This is a genomic window from Curtobacterium sp. PhB190 (assembly GCF_004365385.1).
Taxonomy (GTDB): Bacteria; Actinomycetota; Actinomycetes; order Actinomycetales; family Microbacteriaceae; genus Curtobacterium.
In genome coordinates this window covers 243,144-262,847 of record NZ_SODN01000005.1, presented here as the reverse complement: position 1 = coordinate 262,847, position 19,704 = coordinate 243,144, and the positions used below count along the sequence as shown (strand labels likewise).

Annotated in this window: 19 protein-coding genes; 7 read left to right on the top strand and 12 right to left on the bottom strand. The window is 68.2% G+C overall.

Going from position 1 to position 19,704, the window contains the following annotated elements; translation table 11 throughout:
* Window positions 1–182 precede the first annotated feature (182 nt).
* The 6 genes from dnaB to EDF47_RS10345 form a co-directional block, all read right to left on the bottom strand.
* Complete coding sequence (gene dnaB / locus EDF47_RS10370; RefSeq protein ID WP_111083664.1) at window positions 183–1,547, bottom strand: replicative DNA helicase; 1,365 nt, start codon at window positions 1,545–1,547, stop codon at window positions 183–185.
* A gap of 655 nt (window positions 1,548–2,202) precedes the next feature.
* Window positions 2,203–2,655 (bottom strand): 50S ribosomal protein L9, encoded by a 453-nt coding sequence (rplI, locus tag EDF47_RS10365; RefSeq protein WP_111083665.1) that lies wholly within the window; start codon window positions 2,653–2,655, stop codon window positions 2,203–2,205.
* 14 nt (window positions 2,656–2,669) lie between these two features.
* A complete protein-coding gene (gene rpsR / locus EDF47_RS10360; protein WP_017887834.1) occupies window positions 2,670–2,927 on the bottom strand; it encodes a 30S ribosomal protein S18 in 258 nt (85 codons plus the stop codon).
* A gap of 50 nt (window positions 2,928–2,977) precedes the next feature.
* The gene (locus tag EDF47_RS10355; protein ID WP_133938111.1) at window positions 2,978–3,553 is read right to left on the bottom strand and encodes a single-stranded DNA-binding protein; all 576 of its coding nucleotides are present in this window, start codon (window positions 3,551–3,553) and stop codon (window positions 2,978–2,980) included.
* A 3-nt stretch (window positions 3,554–3,556) separates the two neighbouring features.
* A complete protein-coding gene (gene rpsF / locus EDF47_RS10350) occupies window positions 3,557–3,940 on the bottom strand; it encodes a 30S ribosomal protein S6 (RefSeq protein ID WP_111083667.1) in 384 nt (127 codons plus the stop codon).
* A 159-nt stretch (window positions 3,941–4,099) separates the two neighbouring features.
* Window positions 4,100–5,536: a CCA tRNA nucleotidyltransferase gene (locus EDF47_RS10345; protein ID WP_133938109.1), complete on the bottom strand. Its 1,437-nt coding sequence runs from the start codon at window positions 5,534–5,536 to the stop codon at window positions 4,100–4,102.
* 110 nt (window positions 5,537–5,646) lie between these two features.
* On the opposite strand from EDF47_RS10345, the gene EDF47_RS20170 reads away from it, so the two are divergent.
* The 7 genes from EDF47_RS20170 to EDF47_RS10310 all read left to right on the top strand — a co-directional run bounded on the left by EDF47_RS20170 (window position 5,647) and on the right by EDF47_RS10310 (window position 15,105).
* Window positions 5,647–9,771, top strand: a complete 4,125-nt coding sequence (locus tag EDF47_RS20170; RefSeq protein ID WP_243834042.1) for a DUF6049 family protein — start codon at window positions 5,647–5,649, stop codon at window positions 9,769–9,771.
* Between the two features lie 83 nt (window positions 9,772–9,854).
* Entirely contained in the window at window positions 9,855–10,841 is a 987-nt protein-coding gene (gene trxB / locus EDF47_RS10335) for a thioredoxin-disulfide reductase (RefSeq protein WP_131877913.1), read from the top strand.
* A gap of 76 nt (window positions 10,842–10,917) precedes the next feature.
* Window positions 10,918–11,244: a thioredoxin gene (gene trxA, locus EDF47_RS10330; RefSeq protein ID WP_017887828.1), complete on the top strand. Its 327-nt coding sequence runs from the start codon at window positions 10,918–10,920 to the stop codon at window positions 11,242–11,244.
* Window positions 11,245–11,405: 161 nt separating this feature from the next.
* Window positions 11,406–12,710 carry a PLP-dependent aminotransferase family protein gene (locus EDF47_RS10325; protein WP_131877915.1) on the top strand — a complete coding sequence of 435 codons (1,305 nt, stop codon included), beginning with the start codon at window positions 11,406–11,408 and terminating at the stop codon, window positions 12,708–12,710.
* A 60-nt stretch (window positions 12,711–12,770) separates the two neighbouring features.
* Window positions 12,771–13,733, top strand: a complete 963-nt coding sequence (locus tag EDF47_RS10320; protein ID WP_133938107.1) for a D-alanine--D-alanine ligase — start codon at window positions 12,771–12,773, stop codon at window positions 13,731–13,733.
* A 149-nt stretch (window positions 13,734–13,882) separates the two neighbouring features.
* On the top strand, window positions 13,883–14,521 hold the full coding sequence (locus EDF47_RS10315) for an ATP-dependent Clp protease proteolytic subunit (RefSeq protein WP_131877919.1): 639 nt from the start codon (window positions 13,883–13,885) through the stop codon (window positions 14,519–14,521).
* Window positions 14,518–15,105 carry an ATP-dependent Clp protease proteolytic subunit gene (locus EDF47_RS10310; protein ID WP_131877921.1) on the top strand — a complete coding sequence of 196 codons (588 nt, stop codon included), beginning with the start codon at window positions 14,518–14,520 and terminating at the stop codon, window positions 15,103–15,105. Before EDF47_RS10315 ends, EDF47_RS10310 begins: the two co-directional genes overlap by 4 nt.
* 21 nt (window positions 15,106–15,126) lie before the next feature.
* Here the strand turns inward: EDF47_RS10310 and EDF47_RS10305 are convergent, their stop codons facing one another.
* From EDF47_RS10305 to yidC, 6 genes are all read right to left on the bottom strand, one after another.
* Complete coding sequence (locus tag EDF47_RS10305; protein ID WP_131877923.1) at window positions 15,127–15,435, bottom strand: helix-turn-helix transcriptional regulator; 309 nt, start codon at window positions 15,433–15,435, stop codon at window positions 15,127–15,129.
* A gap of 179 nt (window positions 15,436–15,614) precedes the next feature.
* Entirely contained in the window at window positions 15,615–16,580 is a 966-nt protein-coding gene (locus EDF47_RS10300; protein WP_132099236.1) for a ParB/RepB/Spo0J family partition protein, read from the bottom strand.
* A 5-nt stretch (window positions 16,581–16,585) separates the two neighbouring features.
* Entirely contained in the window at window positions 16,586–17,473 is an 888-nt protein-coding gene (locus tag EDF47_RS10295) for a ParA family protein (RefSeq protein WP_279586152.1), read from the bottom strand.
* Between the two features lie 81 nt (window positions 17,474–17,554).
* The gene (gene rsmG, locus EDF47_RS10290) at window positions 17,555–18,235 is read right to left on the bottom strand and encodes a 16S rRNA (guanine(527)-N(7))-methyltransferase RsmG (protein ID WP_131877929.1); all 681 of its coding nucleotides are present in this window, start codon (window positions 18,233–18,235) and stop codon (window positions 17,555–17,557) included.
* Window positions 18,232–18,732, bottom strand: coding sequence for a R3H domain-containing nucleic acid-binding protein (locus EDF47_RS10285; protein WP_111083678.1), 501 nt, complete (start codon window positions 18,730–18,732; stop codon window positions 18,232–18,234). The genes rsmG and EDF47_RS10285 overlap by 4 nt, the downstream gene beginning before the upstream one ends.
* On the bottom strand, window positions 18,733–19,701 hold the full coding sequence (gene yidC / locus EDF47_RS10280; RefSeq protein ID WP_123292941.1) for a membrane protein insertase YidC: 969 nt from the start codon (window positions 19,699–19,701) through the stop codon (window positions 18,733–18,735). It lies immediately after the preceding gene.
* Window positions 19,702–19,704: the final 3 nt, after the last annotated feature.

Genomic DNA, 19,704 nt, shown 5'->3' with positions numbered 1-19,704 from the left:
CCAACCGGCTGAGGGTCGTTCTGTGGTGAGACGTACCTACTTGCGGAGCAAGAGGCTGGCCACGCCGAGGACGGCGAGGGTGGTCTTGTAGCTGCGAGGAGACATCAGACCGTCCTTACTTGCACTGGCTGGCACTCGTTGCACTGGCTGGCACTCTTGTCAGCTGGCGGGCGGCAACCGCCTTACTGCGGCATGTCCACGAACCGCGAGAACATCCCGTGGAACGCCACGGTGATGGTGTCCGTCGGCCCGTTACGGTGCTTCGCCACGATCAGGTCGGCCTCACCCTGCCGCGGGTTGTCCTTCTCGTACGCCGACTCGCGGTGCAGCAGGATGACCATGTCGGCGTCCTGCTCGATCGACCCGGACTCTCGCAGGTCGGAGATCGCCGGCTTCTTGTCGGCACGCTGCTCGGGACCACGGTTCAGCTGGGACAGCGCGATGACGGGGACCTGGAGCTCCTTCGCCATCAGCTTCAGTGCACGCGAGAACTCGGAGACCTCTTGCTGGCGGCTCTCGACCTTCTTGCCCGAGGTCATCAGCTGCAGGTAGTCGATGACGACGAGCTTGAGGTTGTGCTGCTGCTTGAGTCGACGGCACTTGGCGCGGATCTCGACCAGCGTCATGTTGGGGGAGTCGTCGATGAAGAACGGCGCGTCGTTGATGCGCCCGCGGGTCTGCGCGATGGTGGTCCAGTCGCGGGAGTCCACGGTGCCCTTGCGCATGTTCTGCAGCGGCACGCTGGTCTCGGCGGACAGCAGACGCATGGCGATCTCGGCGCGACCCATCTCGAGCGAGAAGAACGCGGCGGTCTGGTCGTGCTTGATCGCCGCGGCGCGGCACAGGTCGAGCGCGAGCGTCGACTTACCGAGGGCGGGTCGAGCGGCGACGATGATCAGCTGTCCGGGGTGGAAGCCGTTCGTCAGGCCGTCGAGCTGCGCGAACCCGGTCGGCACGCCGGTCATCTGGCCGTCACGGCCCTTGGCGGCCTCGATCTCGTCGAGGGCGGCGGAGATGGCGTCGGTCAGGGGGACGTAGTCCTCGGTCTGCACGCCACCAGCGACGTTGTAGACCTCGGCCTGCGCGCTGTTGACGAGGTCGGTGACCTCGCCTTCGGAGGCGTAGCCCATCTGCACGATGCGGGTACCGGCGTCGACGAGGCGACGGAGGACGGCCTTCTCGGCGACGATCCCGGCGTAGTACCCCGCGTTGGCCGCGGTCGGCACCATGCTCGTCACGCTGTGCAGGTACTCGGCGCCACCACCACGGGACAGCAGACCGGTCTTGGTCAGCTCGTCGGTGACCGCGATGACGTCGGTGGGCTCGCCGTGCGAGTAGAGCGACAGGATCGCGTCGAAGATGACCTCGTGCTTGGGGACGTAGAAGTCAACGCCACGAGCGGTCTCGATGACGTCGGCGACGGCGTCCTTCGACAGGAGCATGCCGCCGATGGTCGACTGTTCGGCCAACAGGTCGTGCGGCGGGGTGCGTTCCATGCCGCGCTCCGCGTACTCCTGCGGTGCGGGCTCAAGATGCGCGATCGACACACTCTCTCCTCTGTTGAACGACGCAGGGCTGGACACAGTGGTCCGACGCCTGCAACGACTTTCTACCCCCAGCGACCGACATCCCCGAGTCGCTGGGCCAAGCTACGGCCGCAGAGTTATCCCCAACAAACGGCCCTGTGGATAACTCTGTGGAGGGATTGCGGAACACGCCGGGATGCTGTGTGGAGAACTGTGGACGAGCCTGTGGAAACATGGCCATGGGAACACACTTTCGACCACTTGACCGGGGGTTTTCATGTTCACACGGTGTGTGGAAAAGTGGGCTTCAAGTACGCCTTGAAGGTTCCGATTTGACACGTTTCTGCTGTGTAAAACGACTTGACAAGCACCCCTCCTGTGGGAAGTGTTCTCGGGCCGTTCCCAGCAAGCCGGGCCGTGCCTGAGAGGTAACCAGCCAGCCAAGCCGAACCCGCCCGTGCAAGCCGAGCCGGGCCTCCCGGCCGTTCTGGACGACCGTGCGTTGTTGGTGAGCAGAAGATGTCGAGTGGGGGATCGGGACCCGACCTTTTCTGCTCACCAAGTGAACCCCGCATGCCGCACGCCCCGCGCCCCGCGCCCCGCGGAGAGCCCGCCAACGCAACGACGGGCGGGCCTCCCGAAGGAGACCCGCCCGTCGTGGAACGGAACGTCAGTGCTACTTGGCAGCGACGACCTTGAGCGAGATCACGGCAGTGATGTCCTCGCGCAGACGCACGGTGGCCTCGTGGTCACCGACGGTCTTGATGGTCGCGGGGACCTCGACCTTGCGCTTGTCGAGCGAGCCGACGCCCTGCGCCTGGACGGCGTCAGCGACGTCGCCCGGACGGACGGAGCCGAACAGACGACCGTCCTTGCCGGCCTTGACCGCCAGGGAGATGGTCGCGTTCTCGAGCTTCATCTTGAGGTCCTGTGCCTCTTCGATGGTGGCGAGCTCACGCGCGGTGCGCGCGGCACGGATCGACTCGACCTGCTTCTCGCCGCCCTTGGACCACGCGACAGCGAAGCCCTGGGGGATGAGGTAGTTGCGGGCGTAGCCGTTCTTGACGTCGACGACGTCACCAGCGGAACCGAGGCCGGAGACCTCGTGGGTGAGGATGAGCTTCGACATGTGTCGACCTCCGATCAGCGGCCGGAGCCGGCGTAGGGGAGGAGCGCCATCTCACGGGCGTTCTTCACGGCACGGGCGATGAGGCGCTGCTCCTGGACGGAGACGCCGGTGATGCGACGGGCGCGGATCTTTCCACGCTCCGAGATGAACTTGCGAAGGGTCGCAACGTCCTTGTAGTCGATGACGCCGACCTTGATCGACTTCGCGGGAGCGGCGTTCTTGCCGCCCTTGCCGCGAGGCTTCCGGCGGTCGCCGGTGCTCTTTCCAGCCATAGTGATTTGTCCTTAGAAGAAAAGTTGTGTGTCCGTCGGAACGCGGAGGATCAGAACGGGGTCTCGTCGTCGAAGTTGCCGCCGGGGGTGCTCCACACGTCGTTCGACTGTGCGTTGCCGCCGCCCTGCTGGCCACCCTGCGGGGACCACGGCTCGTCCGACTGGCCACCAGCGGCGGCGTTGCCGCCACCGTTGTTGTTCCAGCCGCCGTTGCCGCCGCCCTGCTGACCGCCGCCGACCTGGCCACGACCGCCGCCGCCACCCGCTGCGCGGGTGATCTGTGCGGTCGCGTACCGGAGCGACGGGCCGATCTCGTCGACCTCGAGCTCGATGCTCGTGCGCTGCTGACCCTCACGGTCCTGGTAGGAACGCTGACGCAGACGACCCTGCGCGATGACGCGAGAGCCCTTCGTCAGCGACCCCGCCACGTGCTCGGCGAACTCCCGCCACACACTCGCGCGGAGGAACAGCGCGTCGCCGTCCTTCCACTCGTTCGCCTGACGGTCGAACGTGCGAGGTGTGGAGGCGATGGTGAAGTTCGCCACTGCGAGCCCGTTCTGCGTGTAGCGCAGCTCGGGGTCCGCGGTGAGGTTGCCCACCACCGTGATGACGGTTTCGCCGGCCACGGGTTACTCGGCGCTCGCGGTCGCGGTTGCGGAGGCGTTGGCAGCCTTGCGGGCTGCGCGTGCCTCGTCGCGCTGCTTCTGGGCGGCGACCTGCGCGATGCCCTCTTCGGCGCGGAGGACCTTCGTGCGGAGCACGGCCTCGGAGAGACCGAGCTGACGGTCGAGCTCCTTGGCGGCCTCGGGCGAGGACGTGAAGTCGACGACGGCGTAGATGCCCTCGGACTTCTTGGCGATCTCGTAAGCGAGCCGGCGACGGCCCCAGACGTCCACGTTGTCGACGGTGCCACCGTCGTTGCGGATGACAGCGAGGAACTTGTCCAGGCTGGGAGCGACGGTGCGCTCATCGATCTCGGGGTCGAGGATCGCCATCAGTTCGTACTGGTGCATGCGGAACCCACCTCCTCTGGTCTCAGCGGCCCCGGGCAGTTCCCGGGGCAGGAGGGTTGATGCATGTGCCACGGCACGCAGACACGCGCCGGGCAACCTGCACAGACTACCCGACGGCCTGGAGGCGCGCCACCGGTCTGTGGAGAACCGTCGCGTCCGTCAGGCGGTCGCGTCCCGAGCGGCCCACCAGTCGCGCAGGCGCGCCTCGGCAGCGTCGGCACCGAGCGGCCCGTCGTCCATCCGCGCCTCGAGCAGGAAGCGGTAGGCCTCGCCCACGGCACGCCCCGGCGGGATGTCGAGGATCCGCATGATGTCGTCGCCGGTCAGGTCGGGCCGGATCGAGTCCAGTTCCTCTTGGTCGGCCAGGACGCGGATCCGCTCCTCGAGGTCGTCGTACGCGAACGCCAGGCGATCGGCCTTGCGACGGTTCCGCGTGGTGACGTCCGAGCGGGTGAGCTCGTGCAGCCGTTCGAGCTGCGGGCCGGCGTCGCGGACGTAGCGCCGGACGGCCGAGTCGGTCCAGGCACCGTCGGTGTACCCGAAGAACCGCAGGTGCAGCTCGATCAGGCGGGACACCGCGGCGATCGTGTCGTTGTCGAAGCGCAGGGCCCGGAGCCGCTTCTTCGCGAGCTTCGAGCCGACCAGGTCGTGGTGGTGGAAGCTGACGGCGCCGCCCGGCTCGAGCTTGCGGGTGGCGGGCTTGCCGATGTCGTGCAGCAGCGCCGCGAGCCGCAGCACGGTGTCCGGGGGGTCGCCCGCGTGCCGCTCGGCCTCGTAGCCGATCGCCTGTTCGAGCACGGTCAGGGAGTGCTCGTAGACGTCCTTGTGGTGGTGGTGCTCGTCGATCTCGAGCTGCATCTCGGGCAGCTCGGGCAGGAACCGCTGCGCCAGCCCGGTGTCCACGAGCAGGCGGATGCCGCGCACGGGGTCGCCCGTGCCGAGCAGCTTGACGAGTTCGTCGCGTACCCGCTCGGCGGACACGATGTCGATGGAGTCGACCAGGTCCTGCATGGCGGCACGGACGTCGTCGTCGACGGTGAACCCGAGCTGCGACGTGAACCGCGCTGCCCGCATCATCCGGAGCGGGTCGTCGCGGAACGACACCACGGCGGCCTGCGGGGTGCGGAGTCGTGCGGCCAGCAGGTCCTCGACGCCGCCGTGGACGTCGACGAGCTCGCGCGCCGGCAGCCGGAGCGCCATCGCGTTGACGGTGAAGTCGCGGCGGAGCAGGTCGTCCTCGATGGTGTCGCCGAACGCGACCTCGGGCTTGCGGGTCTCGCCGTCGTACACGTCGCTGCGGTAGGTGGTGATCTCGACCTGTTCGCCGCGGACCAGAGCGGCGATCGTGCCGAACTGCCGCCCGACGTCCCACGTGGTGCTCGCGATCGGCTCCACGATCGCCAGGATCTCGTCCGGACGGGCGCTCGTCGTGAAGTCGAGGTCGGTGACGGGGCGACCGAGGAAGGCGTCCCGCACGGGTCCACCGACCAGGGCCAGCTCGTGTCCGGCGTCGGCGAAGGCCCGAGCGAGGAGGTCGACGGGCTCGGTGGTGGCGAGTGCGTCGAGTCGTTCGACGGCCTGGGCAACGGACTGCATGACGGTGCTCATCCTCCCAGATCGAGGCCCCGAGTTCTCCACAACCCCGCGCGCACGGGACCTGTTCATGGTCACGCCTCATACACTCGTGCTCGGCCCGAACCGACCCCGTGGCCCGCTTCCGTATGCACATCCTCCGCACCACGCTCGCCGCAGCCGCGTCGACCCTCGTCGCGCTCGGCCTGGTCGTCGCGCCCGTCAGCGCCCCGCACGCCGATGCTGCGACGGTGTCGTCGGCCAAGACCCACCTCGCCGATCCGGCTGCTGCCGATGCGGGCAAGGCCACGATCTCGGTCGCCCCCGCGCACCGTGGGATCGTCCAGCGCGACCAGGACCTCACCCTCTCGGTGACCGTCACGAACGACACCGACGCCGCGCTGCCCGCCGGCACCGCGGAGTTCGACATCTTCCGCTCCGTGAGCACGCGGGACGTCCTCGCCGACTGGCTCGCCGACACCACCACGACCGGTTACCTCGGCGCCCCGATGGACTCCGTGGACATCCCGGAGGTCCCGGCGCACCGATCGGTCACCATCGACTCGGTCGAGATCGTCTCGGGCAACGTGGCACTCGGCGGGTACTCCTCGTTCGGTGCGCGGCGCATCGCGGCGGAGTACACGGCCGGTGAGACCTTCGCCGTCGCCCGCTCCGCGATCACCTGGTACCCGGACTTCGAGCAGGTGCCGGTCAGCGTCTCCGTCGCGATGCCGGTGACGGTCCCGAAGTCCACGGACGGCATCCTCAGCGCGGCCGTCCTCGCCGCCGCGACCTCGGTGGACGGCACCCTCACCCAGCAGCTCGACGCCGCCGAGGACCACAACGTCGCCGTCGCGGTCGACCCCCGCATCATCGCCTCGATCCGGATCCTCGGCGAGAACGCGCCGTCCGCGGCGACCGCGTGGCTCCAGCGCCTCGAGTCCCTGCGCAACGAGACCTTCGCGTTGTCCTACGCCGACGCCGACGTCACCGGGCTGCGCCAAGCCGGGTCGGACGGCATCCTCGCCCCGATCTCGCTCGACCAGTCCGTGAAGACCGAGAACTTCCCCGGCGCCGAGACCCCCGCACCGACCCCGACCGCGACGCCCGGGCAGACGACGACCCCGAGCAGCACCGCGTCCCCGAGCGACGACGCCACCACCGACGCCGGCTCGGGCGAGACCGCGGAGACGCTGCCGACGACCGAGCAGCTGCTGGACTTCCCGTACTCGATGGACTCCATCGCGTGGCCGGCGGACGGCACCGTGACCGCGGCCGACCTCACGGCACTGCAGCGGGCCGACAAGGACACCACCATCGTGTCGAGCGGGAACACCTCCGCCGGCGCGAACGCCACGGTCTCGGCGTCGGAGAAGATCGGCGACGACCACGTCCTCGTGTCGGACCAGTCGATGTCGTCCCTGCTGCGCGACGCCGCGACCGCACCGGACCGCCAGAGCTGGTCGTCGGCGATGTCCGAGCTCACGGCGACGCTCGCCACCTCGGCGCGCGACGGCACCGCCACGGGGCCGATCTTGCTGACCCTCGGTCGCGACTGGCCCTCGGACTCCACACGCCTCAGCCAGACCCTCGACGCCCTCGAGAGCACCGCCTGGGTGGCACCGGCCGACCTCTCCACGGCGTCGGACGCCACGGCGGGGTCGCTCACGCTCAACAGTGCGTCCACCGGGGCCGACCGCATCGCACAACTCAAGCGCCTCGTGCAGGGCGAACAGGGGCTCTCCGCGTTCGCCACCATCCTCGACACCCCCGCTGAACTGACGGCTCCCGCACGCCTCCGGCTGCTCGCCATCGCCTCGAACGCGTGGCGCGGGGACGACGACGGGCTCCAGGCCGCGGTCGACGTCCGCACAGCGGCCTGGGCGAAGCAGACCACCGAGGTCGGGATCGTCGACTCGAGCAGCCTGACCCTGCTCGGCGACCGGTCCTCGCTGCCGGTGTCCATCCGCAACAGCTCGGACTACCCGGTGACGGTGCACCTGGCCGTCCAGCCGTCGAACTCCGCCCTCCGGATCGTCCGCAACGACATCGTCGTCGAGATCCAACCGGACTCCTCGACCCGAGCGACCGTCCCCGTGCAGTCCGTCGCGAACGGCAAGGTCGAGCTGACGATGTCCCTGTCGAGCCCGACCGGCGTCGCCATCGCGCAGCCGGCCACCGTCGAACTCAACGTCCAGGCGCAGTGGGAGACGGTCATCACCGCCGCCGCAGCGGTCGCCCTGATCGCGATCTTCGGCTTCGGGATCTTCCGCAGCATCCGGAAGCGCATCCGTCGTCGCAACGGCGAACTCGACGACGAGGACGACGACGACCCCAACCGCCCGCTCGCCGTGCAGCCGGGTGCGCCCGGCGCGGCTGCTCCGTCCGCGGGATCGGTCGCCGGACCGGGAGGCCCGGATCACCGCGCCGAGGCGCCCACCGCGTTCGCCGTGGCCGGCTCCGGAACGGCCGCTGTCGCGGCTCCTGGTGGCGACCGCCTGCAGGACGCGATCGCCCGTGCCGGGGCCGAGCCGGGCCTCCCGTCCGACGCCCGTACCAGCCGCGTCGCGGACGCCCGCGACCCCGAGGAGCCGACCATCAGCGCCACCCAGCCCCAGCCCGACGTCGACGCGGAACCGGTCGCGGAGCGAAGCCTGGGGCGTGCGAGTGCGATGCTCGCGGCGGGGACGATGGTGAGCCGGATCCTCGGCTTCGCGAAGACCTTCGTGCTCGCGTACGCCATCGGGCAGAACAAGAGCCCCTCGGCGAACGCGTTCGCCGTCGCGAACCAGCTGCCGAACAACATCTACGCGCTCATCGCGGGTGGCCTGCTGTCGGCCGTGCTCATCCCGCAGATCGTCCGCGCCATGAAGAACGGCACGGACGGCGGACAGGCGTACGTCAACAAGATCGTGACGCTCGGCGGGTCGGTCTTCATCGTCATCACGATCGTCGCGACGGCACTGGCGCCGCTCCTGGTCCGCCTGTACACGACGTCCTCGGACACCCGGAGTCCCGCTGCGACCGACCTCGCCATCGCCTTCGCGTTCTGGTGCCTGCCGCAGATCCTGTTCTACGCGATGTACTCGCTGCTCGGTGAGGTCCTCAACGCCAAGCAGGTGTTCGGTCCGTTCACCTGGGCACCGCTGCTCAACAACGTCATCGCGATCGCCGGGCTCGTGGTGTTCATCGCCCTGTACGGCACGAGCGGCAGCGCCCTCGACGATTGGACGCCGGCGAAGATCGCGCTCCTCGCCGGCAGCGCCTCGTTCGGTGTGTTCGCCCAGGCGGCGTTCCTCCCGCTGTTCTGGCGGCGAGCAGGGCTGTCCTTCCGGCCGGACTTCCGGTGGCGCGGCGTCGGCCTGAAGTCGACGGGAACCGCTGCCGGCTGGCTCTTCGCGATGATCCTGGTGACCCAGGTCGCCGGCATCGTGCAGTCCGCGGTCGCGTGGAAGGGTCAGGGCGACGGACCCGGCAACGCGGTACTCGGCAACGCGTGGCTCATCTTCATGCTGCCGCACTCGATCATCACGGTCTCCATCGCGACGGCGTACTTCACCCGGATGAGCCACGATGCTGCACGCGGCGACCTGGCATCAGTCCGACGGAACCTGTCGCTGTCCCTGCGCATCGTCGGACTCTTCACGGTCTTCGCGTCCGTGGCGCTGGTCGTCGTCGCGGTGCCGTTCGGCCGGCTCTACGAGGGCACGTTCGAGAGCGCCCTGCAGGTCGGTGCCGTCCTGGTCGCCTACATGCCGGGCCTGGTGCTGTTCAGCATGTTGTTCATCATCCAGCGCGTGTTCTGGGCCATGCACGACCACCGGACCCCGTTCCTGATGCAGTGCATCCAGTCCGTCCTGTTCGTCATCGGTGCCCTCGCGGTGTCGACGTTCCCGACCTCCGTGATCGGCATCGGTGTGGCCGCGTGCACGACGCTCGCCGGCACCGCGCAGACGATCGTCGCGCTCGTCCTGGTGCGTCGCAAGCTCGGCAGCATCGAAGGACCGGTCGTGACCCGCTCGCACGTGCAGTTCGTCATCGCCGCGCTGATCGCCGGGGTGGTCGGCCTGCTGGTCGTGAACTTCTTCGGGGCGTTCTCCGCGGCCGGGTTCGCGATGTCGGACCGCACCGGGGCACTCATCACCATCGTCCTGACCGGCGCCGTCATGGTCCTCGTGTACTTCGGGGCGCTCGTCGTCGCCAAGAACGGCGAGATCAAGAACGCCGTCGGCACGGTGAAGAGCAAGCTCGGTCGCTGACCGCACGCTTCCCGGACGTCGCGGAATGCCGCGCCGGTACCATGTGTTGACCCGGTCAGCACGCAACGGAAGGGCAGTCAGGCATGCGCCAGCTCATCATCATCGGTTCCGGTCCGGCCGGGTTCACCGCCGGCATCTACGCCGCGCGCGCAGAGCTCAAGCCGCTCATCGTCGCGTCCAGCGTCGAGACGGGCGGGGAACTCACCAAGACGACCGAGGTCGAGAACTTCCCGGGCTTCCCCGAGGGGATCCAGGGCCCCGACCTCATGATCAAGATGCAGGAACAGGCCGAGAAGTTCGGCGCTGAGGTCCTGTACGACGACGCCGTCTCCGTCGACCTCACCGGCGACGTGAAGAAGGTCACCGTCGGCTCCGGCGAGACGTACGAAGCCCTCGCGGTCATCTACGCGACCGGTTCGGCGTACCGCCACCTCGGCATCGCCGACGAAGAGCGCCTCTCGGGCCACGGTGTCTCGTGGTGCGCGACCTGCGACGGCTTCTTCTTCCGCCAGAAGAACATCGCCGTGGTCGGCGGTGGCGACTCCGCGATGGAAGAGGCGACGTTCCTCACGCGCTTCGCCGACAAGGTCACCGTGATCCACCGCAAGGACACCCTCCGCGCGTCGAAGATCATGCAGGACCGCGCCCACAACGACCCGAAGATCGAGTTCGCGTGGAACAAGGAGGTCATCGGCATCCAGGGTGACTCCGCCGTGACCGGCGTGACGCTCAAGGACACCGTGGACGGCACCGAGAGCGAACTCGCCCTCGACGGTCTGTTCATCGCGATCGGCAACGACCCCCGCGTGCACCTCGTGCACGGTCAGCTCGAGCTCGCTCCCGAGGGCACCATCGCCGTCGAGGGCCGCACGTCCAAGGCCGTCGGCGTCCCCGGGGTCTTCGTCGCGGGCGACGTGCTCGACCACACCTACCGCCAGGCCATCACGGCTGCTGGGTCCGGTGCCGTCGCTGCGCTCGACGCCGAGAAGTACCTCGCCGACCTCGAGGACTCGCTGACCGACGCTGCTGCGGGCGAGACCCCGGTCGAGCCGGTCACCATCTCCGCCTGACCCTTACGGCCCCCGGAATGCCGGGGGAGCGTCCGCGGTTCCACATCCAGTACCGACTTCTCACGAAAGGACACCCATGTCCAACGCAAAGGCTGTCACCGACGCCACCTTCTCGGACGAGGTCCTCAAGTCCGACAAGACGATCCTCGTCGACTTCTGGGCCGAGTGGTGCGGCCCGTGTCGCGCCGTCTCGCCGATCCTCGACCAGATCGCCGAAGAGCACGCCGGCAAGATCGAGATCGTGAAGCTCAACGTGGACGACAACCCCCAGTCGGCCATGAACTACCAGATCACGTCGATCCCGGCGATGAAGGTCTTCAAGGGCGGCGAGGTCGTCAAGACCGTCATCGGCGCCAAGCCGAAGCCCGCGCTCGAGGCCGACCTCGCCGAGTTCCTCGCGTAGGTCGCACCAGCTCCACCGAACGCCCCGTCCTCGTCCTGCTCAGCAGGCGCCGGCGGGGCGTTCGCATGTCACCCGTTGCGGATCGGCCCCCGCCGCGGAGCCCGGGTTTCCGGGGTCGATGTCGTAGTGTGGCGGGAATGTCTCACTGATCGGAGCACGGTATGACGAACGGCAACAGCCTCGACCCCTGGTACGACTCCTACGCCCAGCGCACCGCCGGGCTGAGCGCCTCCGAGGTCCGAGCCCTGTTCGCCGTCGCCTCGCGCCCCGAGGTGGTCTCGCTGGCCGGCGGCATGCCGTTCGTCTCCGCGCTGCCGAGGGAGCTCGTCACGGGCTCCCTGGACCGCGTGATGAACGAGCACGCAGCCATGGCACTGCAGTACGGCGGCGGACAGGGTCTGCGGTCCCTCCGCGAGCACATCGTGGACGTCATGAGCCTCGAGGGCATCCGTGCCAGTGCCGAGGACGTCGTCGTGACGACGGGCTCGCAGCACGCGCTCGACCTCGTCACGCGGCTGTTCATCGATCCGGGCGACGTCGTCCTCGCCGAGTCCCCGTCCTACGTCGGTGCGATCGGTGTGTTCCGGTCGTACCAGGCCGAGACCGTCCACGTGACGACCGACGAGCTCGGGCTGGTGCCCGAGGCACTGCGCGAGGCGATCGCGAACCTCCGGACGCAGGGCAAGCGGATCAAGTTCCTCTACACGATCCCGAACTTCCACAACCCGGCCGGCGTCACCATGAGCCGGGAGCGCCGCATCGAGGTGCTCGACATCTGCCGGTCGAACAACATCCTGGTGCTCGAGGACAACCCCTACGGACTCCTCTGGTTCGACGAGCCGGCACCGCAGGCGATCCGTTCCATCGACGAAGAGGGCGTCGTGTACCTGGGGTCCTTCTCCAAGACCCTCGCACCCGGTTTCCGCGTCGGCTGGGCGCTCGCACCGCACGCCATCCGCGAGAAGCTCGTGCTCGCCAACGAGTCCGCCGTCCTCGCCCCGAACTCCTTCGGTCAGTACGTCGTGAACGCCTACCTGGACGCCGCGGACTGGAAGGGTCAGGTCGACACCTTCCGGGGCATCTACGCAGCGCGCCGTGACGCCATGCTGTCCGCTCTGGGGGAGTTCCTGCCGGACCTGTCCTGGACGAAGCCGAACGGTGGCTTCTTCGTCTGGCTGACGCTCCCCGAGTCCCTCGACTCGAAGGGCATGCTTCCGCGCGCCGTGAAGGAGCTCGTCGCCTACACGCCGGGGACGGCCTTCTACGCCGACGGTCGTGGCGGCGGGCACATCCGTCTGTCGTTCTGCTACCCGACCCCCGAGCAGATCCGCGTCGGCGTGAAGCGGCTCGCCAACGTCGTCAACGACGAACTCGAGCTGATCGAGACGTTCGGTCCGACGACTCGGCCGAACAGCGTCGTCCGCGAGACGTCCTCGGTCAGCGCTCCGCCGCCGAACATCTCCTGATCAGCGCTTTTCCGCGGTGCGTGGCCCACCAGCACCGTCGTTCCACACCGGAGGACCCCCATGGCTGAGCTCACTCGTCGTCACGTCGTCGTCGTCGCCGGAGGGATCTCGCACGAGCGTGACGTCTCCCTGCGCTCCGGTCGGCGGGTCGCCGACTCGCTGACCGGGTACGGCTGGCAGGTCGATCTCCGCGACGCCGACGCGCTGCTGCTGCCGGCTCTCGCCGAGTCCCGCCCGGATGTCGTGTGGCCGGCTCTGCACGGCGCCTCCGGTGAAGACGGGGCCCTGCGGGGCATCCTGGAGGCGGTGGACATCCCGTTCGTCGGCTCACGTTCCACGTCGGCCCGGTTGGCATGGGACAAGCCCACGGCGTCAGCGCTGGTCGCGCGGGCAGGCGTCCGCACCCCTCGCTCCGTCACGCTGTCCCACGACGTGTTCCGCGAGCTCGGCGCCGTCGGGGTCCTCGAGGCCATCGCGGGGGAGCACCCGGTTCCGCTCGCCGTGAAGCCGGCACGCGGCGGCAGCGCGCAGGGAGTGACCCTCGTCGACGACGTCAACGACCTCCCGCGTGCCATGGTCACGGCCTACACGTACTGCGACGACGTCGTGGTCGAGCAGCTCATCCGCGGCACCGAGGTCGCAGTCGGCATCATCGACACGGGCGACGACCCGGTGGCGCTCTCCGCGGTGGAGATCGTCCCGCGGAACGGCATCTACGGCTTCGAGGCGCGGTACAACGCGGGGGAGACGACGTTCTACACCCCCGCCCGACTGTCTGACGAGTTCGCGACCGCTGCAGCCGATGCCGCCGTCGCGGCGCACACAGCCCTCGGCCTCCGCCACCTGTCCCGTGTGGACCTCATCATCGACGGCGCCGGAACGCCGTGGTTCCTCGAAGCCAACGTACTCCCGGGTCTGACCGAGACATCCCTGCTGCCGCAGGCACTCTCCGCATCGGGGTTCGATCTCGGGTGGACGTACGCCGAGCTCGCCGAGCAGGCGATCCGCGACCACCACGCCTGATCCTCAGCTCGACGTTCCACGTGGAACATCGGAGTGGGTGAGAGTCGATGTTCCACGTGGAACGTCGCACTCGTGGTTTGCTGCTGAGAGCTGATCCGCTCTGAGCAGCAACGGGTGCCTCGGGTCATCTGCGGGCGCACGGTGGACGCATGACTGATTCACCACCCCCCGCAGCCTTCACGACCGAGTACCGGCGTGCCCTCTTCGACCAACGCGTGCTCGTACTCGACGGTGCCCTCGACGACGACAACGGCACCGTCTTGATGACGCAGTTGGTACAGCTCGCGACGGCGGACCCCTGGAACGACATCGCGCTCTGGATCCATTCGCCCGGAGGATCGGTTCCAGCGATGCTCGCACTCCGGGACCTCATGCGGGTGATCCCCAACGACGTCAGCACGCTCGCGTTCGGGATCGCTTGCAGCGCGGGGCAGTTCCTGCTGTCCTCGGGTACCCCTGGCAAGCGACGAGCGCTGCCGCACAGCCGGATCCTGATGCACCAGGGATCCGCAGGGATCGGGGGGAGTGCGGTGGACGTGGCGCTACAGGCGGACCACCTCCGTGACACCCGCGACACCGTGCTCGGACTCATCGCAGCGGACACCGGGCAGACGGTCGACCGCATCTTCGAGGACTCGCTGCACGACCACTGGTACTCCGCGGAGGAGGCCCTCGACTACGGGTTCGTCGACCTGATCGTCGACGACTTCTCGGTGATCCGGCCCCAGCAGCCGCGTTCCACGGTGACAGGCTTCGGCGGGCCTGCCGCAGGGGAGGGAGACCGATGAGCGCGTACACGATCCCGAACGTCATCGCGCGGGACGCTCGCGGCGACCGGGTCTTGGACGTCTACTCGCACCTGCTCACCGAGCGGATCATCTACATCGGGACCGCGATCGATGCTGGCGTCGCCAATGCCCTCATCGCGCAACTCCTCTTCCTCGAGTCGGACAACCCGGACTCGGACGTGCAGCTCTACGTCAACTGCGACGGCGGCGATCCGAGTGCCATGCTCGCTGTCTACGACACCATGCGGTTCATCCGCCCCGCCGTCGCGACCACCTGCGTTGGGCAGGCAATCGGTGTCGGAGCCGTGCTGCTCGCCGCGGGCGCCGAAGGAAAGCGGTCGGCCCTGCCGCATGCTCGGGTCGTGCTCCACCAACCCGCGGCGCAAGGGCAGGGGGCCATTCCCGAGCTCATCTTGCAGGCCGACGAGGTCGTCCGGATCCGGGCCGAGATCGAGCACCTGCTCACCGAGCACAGCGGCCAGAGTGTCGACCAACTCCGAGCCGACACGGACCACGATCGGGTCTTCACGGCCCGTCAGGCCCAGCAGTACGGGCTCGTGGACCACGTGATCACTCGACGCTGACCGACGGCGCTCCCGGACGCCTCAGGCTGCGAGGAGGAAACTACTCCGCAGCTGTTCGCCACCAGTACCTGCGGAACGTGCTCGCTCGCGGAGCTGTTCTGCTGCCGCCGCCGTCAAGTCCAGCAAGGAGCTCTCGAGCGCGCCGGCCACTGCTGCCAACATCTCGCTCGAAGGCTCCTTCCGCCCCCGTTCCATCTCCGACAAGTACTGCGGCGACACCCCTGCGCGACGGGCGACATCTTGCAGGGTGTCCCCGCGGACGCGGCGACGAGCGCGGAGTTCTTGACCGACGACATCACGCCAGAGCGGCTCGGGATTGCGGGATCTCATGATGCGAGCCTGGCAGTGTTCCACGTGAAACGTACGGGCTTCCCGTTCGCTGCTCGTGAACTCGAACCAGCGGAACGGCTACGCGCCCCGTGTCGGGCCGAACGACCCGTCGCTGCTCCAGGCACCCGCGCCGGGCATGCGAGGCCCGCTACGGGGCGCACAGCGCCATTGACAAGCCGTCAGGACGAGACTTCGCTGATCCCCAGCTCCGACAGAATGCGATTGAGGTCGTCGCCGTTCGCGAAGTCGATCGTCACGGAGCTCTTCCGGGCACCGACGGCGATCTTGACCCGTGTGTTCAGCCGGTCACCGATGCGCTCAGCAAGGTCGTTGAAGTGCGCCTGGTTCTTGGAGGGCTGCGGCGTCGTCTTCGGAGGGGTCTTCGTCGCCAACTGCTGCGCGATCGCTTCGGCAGCGCGCACCGACAGGTCCTCGTTGACGATCTTCTCGGCGAGGTACTCCATCGCCTCCGCGTCCGGGGCAGCAAGGATCGCGCGGGCGTGACCGGCCGACAGCACGCCGGCAGCCACTCGACGCTGCACGGGGGAGGGGAGCCGCAGCAGACGGATGGTGTTGGTGATCTGCGGACGCGAGCGACCGATGCGCTGGCCGAGCTGTTCCTGCGTGATCCCGAAGTCCGCCAGGAGCTGCTGGTACGCCGAAGCCTCTTCGAGCGGGTTGAGCTGCGCCCGGTGCAGGTTCTCGAGCAGGGCATCCCGGAGCATCGCGTCGTCCGGCGTCTCCTTGACGATCGCCGGGATGGTCGTGAGCCCGAGTTCCTTGGTGGCGCGGAGGCGCCGCTCACCCATGATCAGCTCGTACTGCGGCTCCGTCCCCGCAGCCCCGGGGATCGGACGGACCACGATGGGCTGCAGCACCCCGATCTCACGGATGGAGTGGACGAGCTCCTGCAACTCCTCTTCGCGGAACTCCTTGCGCGGCTGCTGCCCGTTCGGGATCACGTCCAGCGGGTTGAGGTTCGCGAGTCGGGCTCCCGGAACAGCGACGAGCTCGTCCGCGGTGGGTGCCGACGCCGGCGACCCACCAGTCGGGAAGAACACGTCGACCGGGCGGTCCTGCTGGTCCGTCGCCGTCGGGATGAGCGCGCCGATGCCGCGGCCGAGTCCGGTTCGCTTGGGTGCCATCAGTCTTACGCTCCTCGTGCTGCGATCTCGGCGGCCGCTTCCAAGTAGGAGAGCGACCCGGTGGAGTTCACGTCGTACGCGACGACGCTCTGTCCGTAACTCGGCGCTTCACTCACCCGGACGGACCGGGGGATCATCGCCTTCAACACTTGACCACCGAAGTGCTCGCGGACGTCGTTCGCCACCTGGTTCGCCAGGTTGGTCCGACCGTCGTACATGGTGAGCAGGATCGTCGAGACCCTGAGGTTCGGGTTGAGGTGCCGCTCGATGAGCTCGATGTTGCGCAACAGCTGGCTGAGTCCCTCGAGCGCGTAGTACTCGCACTGGATCGGGATCAGGACTTCCTGGGCCGCCACGAACGCATTGATGGTGAGGAGACCGAGCGACGGCGGGCAGTCGATGAAGACGTAGTGGTACGGCTCGTCCAGCGACTGGAGGTACAGATCGAGCGCCGTGCGCAGCCGCTGCTCTCGAGCGACCAAGGAGACGAGCTCGATCTCAGCACCCGCGAGGTGGATCGTCGCCGGGACGCACCAGAGGGTGTCGGACTCGGGGGACCGCTGCACGGTGTCGGCCATCGCGGCCTCATCGACGATGACGTCGTAGATGCTCGCGACTTCAGCCTGGTGGTCGACGCCCAGGGCCGTCGACGCGTTGCCCTGCGGGTCGAGGTCGATCACGAGCACCCGTGCGCCACCGTGGGCGAGGCCGGCGGCCAAGTTGACGGTCGTCGTGGTCTTCCCGACGCCGCCCTTCTGGTTCGACACGGTGATGATCCGCGTCTTCGGGGGCAACGGGAACTGCTGCGTCGCGATCGCACGTCGCCGGCGGTTCAGGTCGGCGATCTCGCGAGCAAGCGGAGTCGACGCGTCGTAATCGGTCGATGAGCTCAACGAGTGCCTCTTCCCCGGTTCGATGTTTCACGTGAAACGTGGAGCAGCACGCGATCAGTTGTCCCGATCCGAGCCGCAGGGTCAGTCAACTGTAGCCCGGAAGACCCGCGTGGTCTCTGCGACCACACCGTCCCCGAGCTCGAGGACCTCGACGTCCGACAGGTGCTGGCGCAGGATGACCTTGCGTGCCTTCTCGATCTCGTCGTCGACGCGCGCACCCTTCATGAGGATGAGCTGCCCGCCCGAGCGGACGAGTGGAACCGTCATCGGGATGAGCTTCGACAACGCACTGACCGCGCGGGCCGTGACCTGGTCGACGACGATGTCGTCGGAGACGTCCTCGGCGCGGCCGCGGACCACCGTCACGTTGGACAGCCCGAGCCGGCTCGCCTCGTTGGTGAGCCAGTCCACTCGACGCTCCATCGGCTCGATGAGCGTGAAGTGCACGTCCGGACGGGCGATCGCGAGCACGAGACCGGGCAATCCCGCACCCGAGCCGACGTCGGCAACCCGACCACGGGCCTCCAGGAGGGGCGCCAGCAAGGCTGAGTTGAGGATGTGTCGTGTCCAGAGTCGAGGCAGTTCGAGCGGGCCGATCAGGCCCAGCTCCTCACCGCGACGAGCCAACTCGTTCGTGAACGACCGAGCCGTCTCGATCCGGTCGCCGAAGAGCGCGGACGCAGCCGCAGGCTCGGCCTCGAGCACCGGAGCAGCGTCCGGAGCTGTGGGAGCGGTGGCCGAGGACACCGACTCGTCCGTCATCGGGTGACGACCGTGTGGCGGTCCCGACCCTCACCCTCGGACTCCGAGTGGAAGCCCTTCTCAGCGACGAGGTCGTGGACCAGCTTGCGCTCGTACGACGACATCGGGGGGAGTGCTGCGGACGACGATCCGGCTTCGATGCGCTCGACGGCGGTGTCGACCAGTCGCTGCAGCTCGTCGGCACGAGCGTCACGGGAGCCGCCCACGTCGAGGATGAGCCGGCTGAACTCGCCCGTCTCGGCCTGGACGGCGATGCGGGTGAGTTCCTGCAGCGCGGTCACGGTGTCCGGCTTGGAGAGGACGCGGAGCGCCTCTCCGTCATCGGTGACCGACAGGTACACGCGACCGGCGCGCTCCTCGATCTCGATGTCCCCGTCGAGGTCGCAGATGTCGAGGAGTTCCTCGATGTAGTCCGCAGCGATGTCAGCCTCGTCACGGGCGTCCTCGTCCGGGACCTCGGTGGTGTCGACGGCTGCGGCGGTGTCCTGCTCGGTCACTTACTTCTTCCCGTTCTTCTTCGAGCGCTGCTTGCCGACCGGCTGCGAACGCTGGGTGGTGACGCGCACGGCCTCGATCTCGGCGGCGCCAGCACCGGCACCAGCCTCGGCGAGGACCGGGTTGGCGATCCCGCGACGCTGGGCCTTCTTGGCCAGACGCGCCTCACGTGCCAGGGCCGCCTCGGAACCGGGCGTCGGCATGCTGCGGATGACGAAGTACTGCTGCGCCATCGTCCAGACGTTCGAGGCGAGCCAGTAGAACATGACGCCGAGGGGGAAGCTCAGACCCGAGATCACGAAGACCAGCGGGAGGATGTACAGCATCATCTTCTGCTGGCGGTACATCGGCGACGCCTTGGTCTCCGGCGACATGTTCTTGGCGACGAGCTGCAGCTGCGTGATGAACTGCGACGCGGTCATGACGACGATCATGAAGCCGGCGATCGCACGGACTTCCCACCCGGAGGCGTTGGTGAACGTCTCGTGCAGGGGAGCACCGAACAGGGCCGCGTTGCCGAACGACGCCGCGAGGTCGTTCGTCAGCAGGCCGATGCCCGTCTTGTTGATCTGGGCTTCGTGCAGCACCGAGTACAGCGAGAAGAAGATCGGCATCTGCAGCAGCAGCGGCAGGCAGGAGCTCAGCGGGTTGGTGCCCGTCTCCTTGTACAGGGCCATGGTCTCGCGGCTCATGGCCTCACGCGAGAACTGGTCCTTCTTGCCCTTGTACTTGTCCTGGATCTTCTTCAGCTGCGGCGCGACCTCGAGCATGCGGCGCTGCGACTTGATCTGCCGCACGAAGATCGGGATCAGCGCGGCGCGGACCACGAAGGTCAGGAAGATGATGGAGAGGACCCAGGTGATACCCGCGCCCGGGTCCATGCCGATGCTCTCGAAGATCCAGTGGAAGCCGACGAGGATGGCGGAGACCACCCATTTGAGCGGCCAGAGGATCGTACCGATGATGTCCATGGG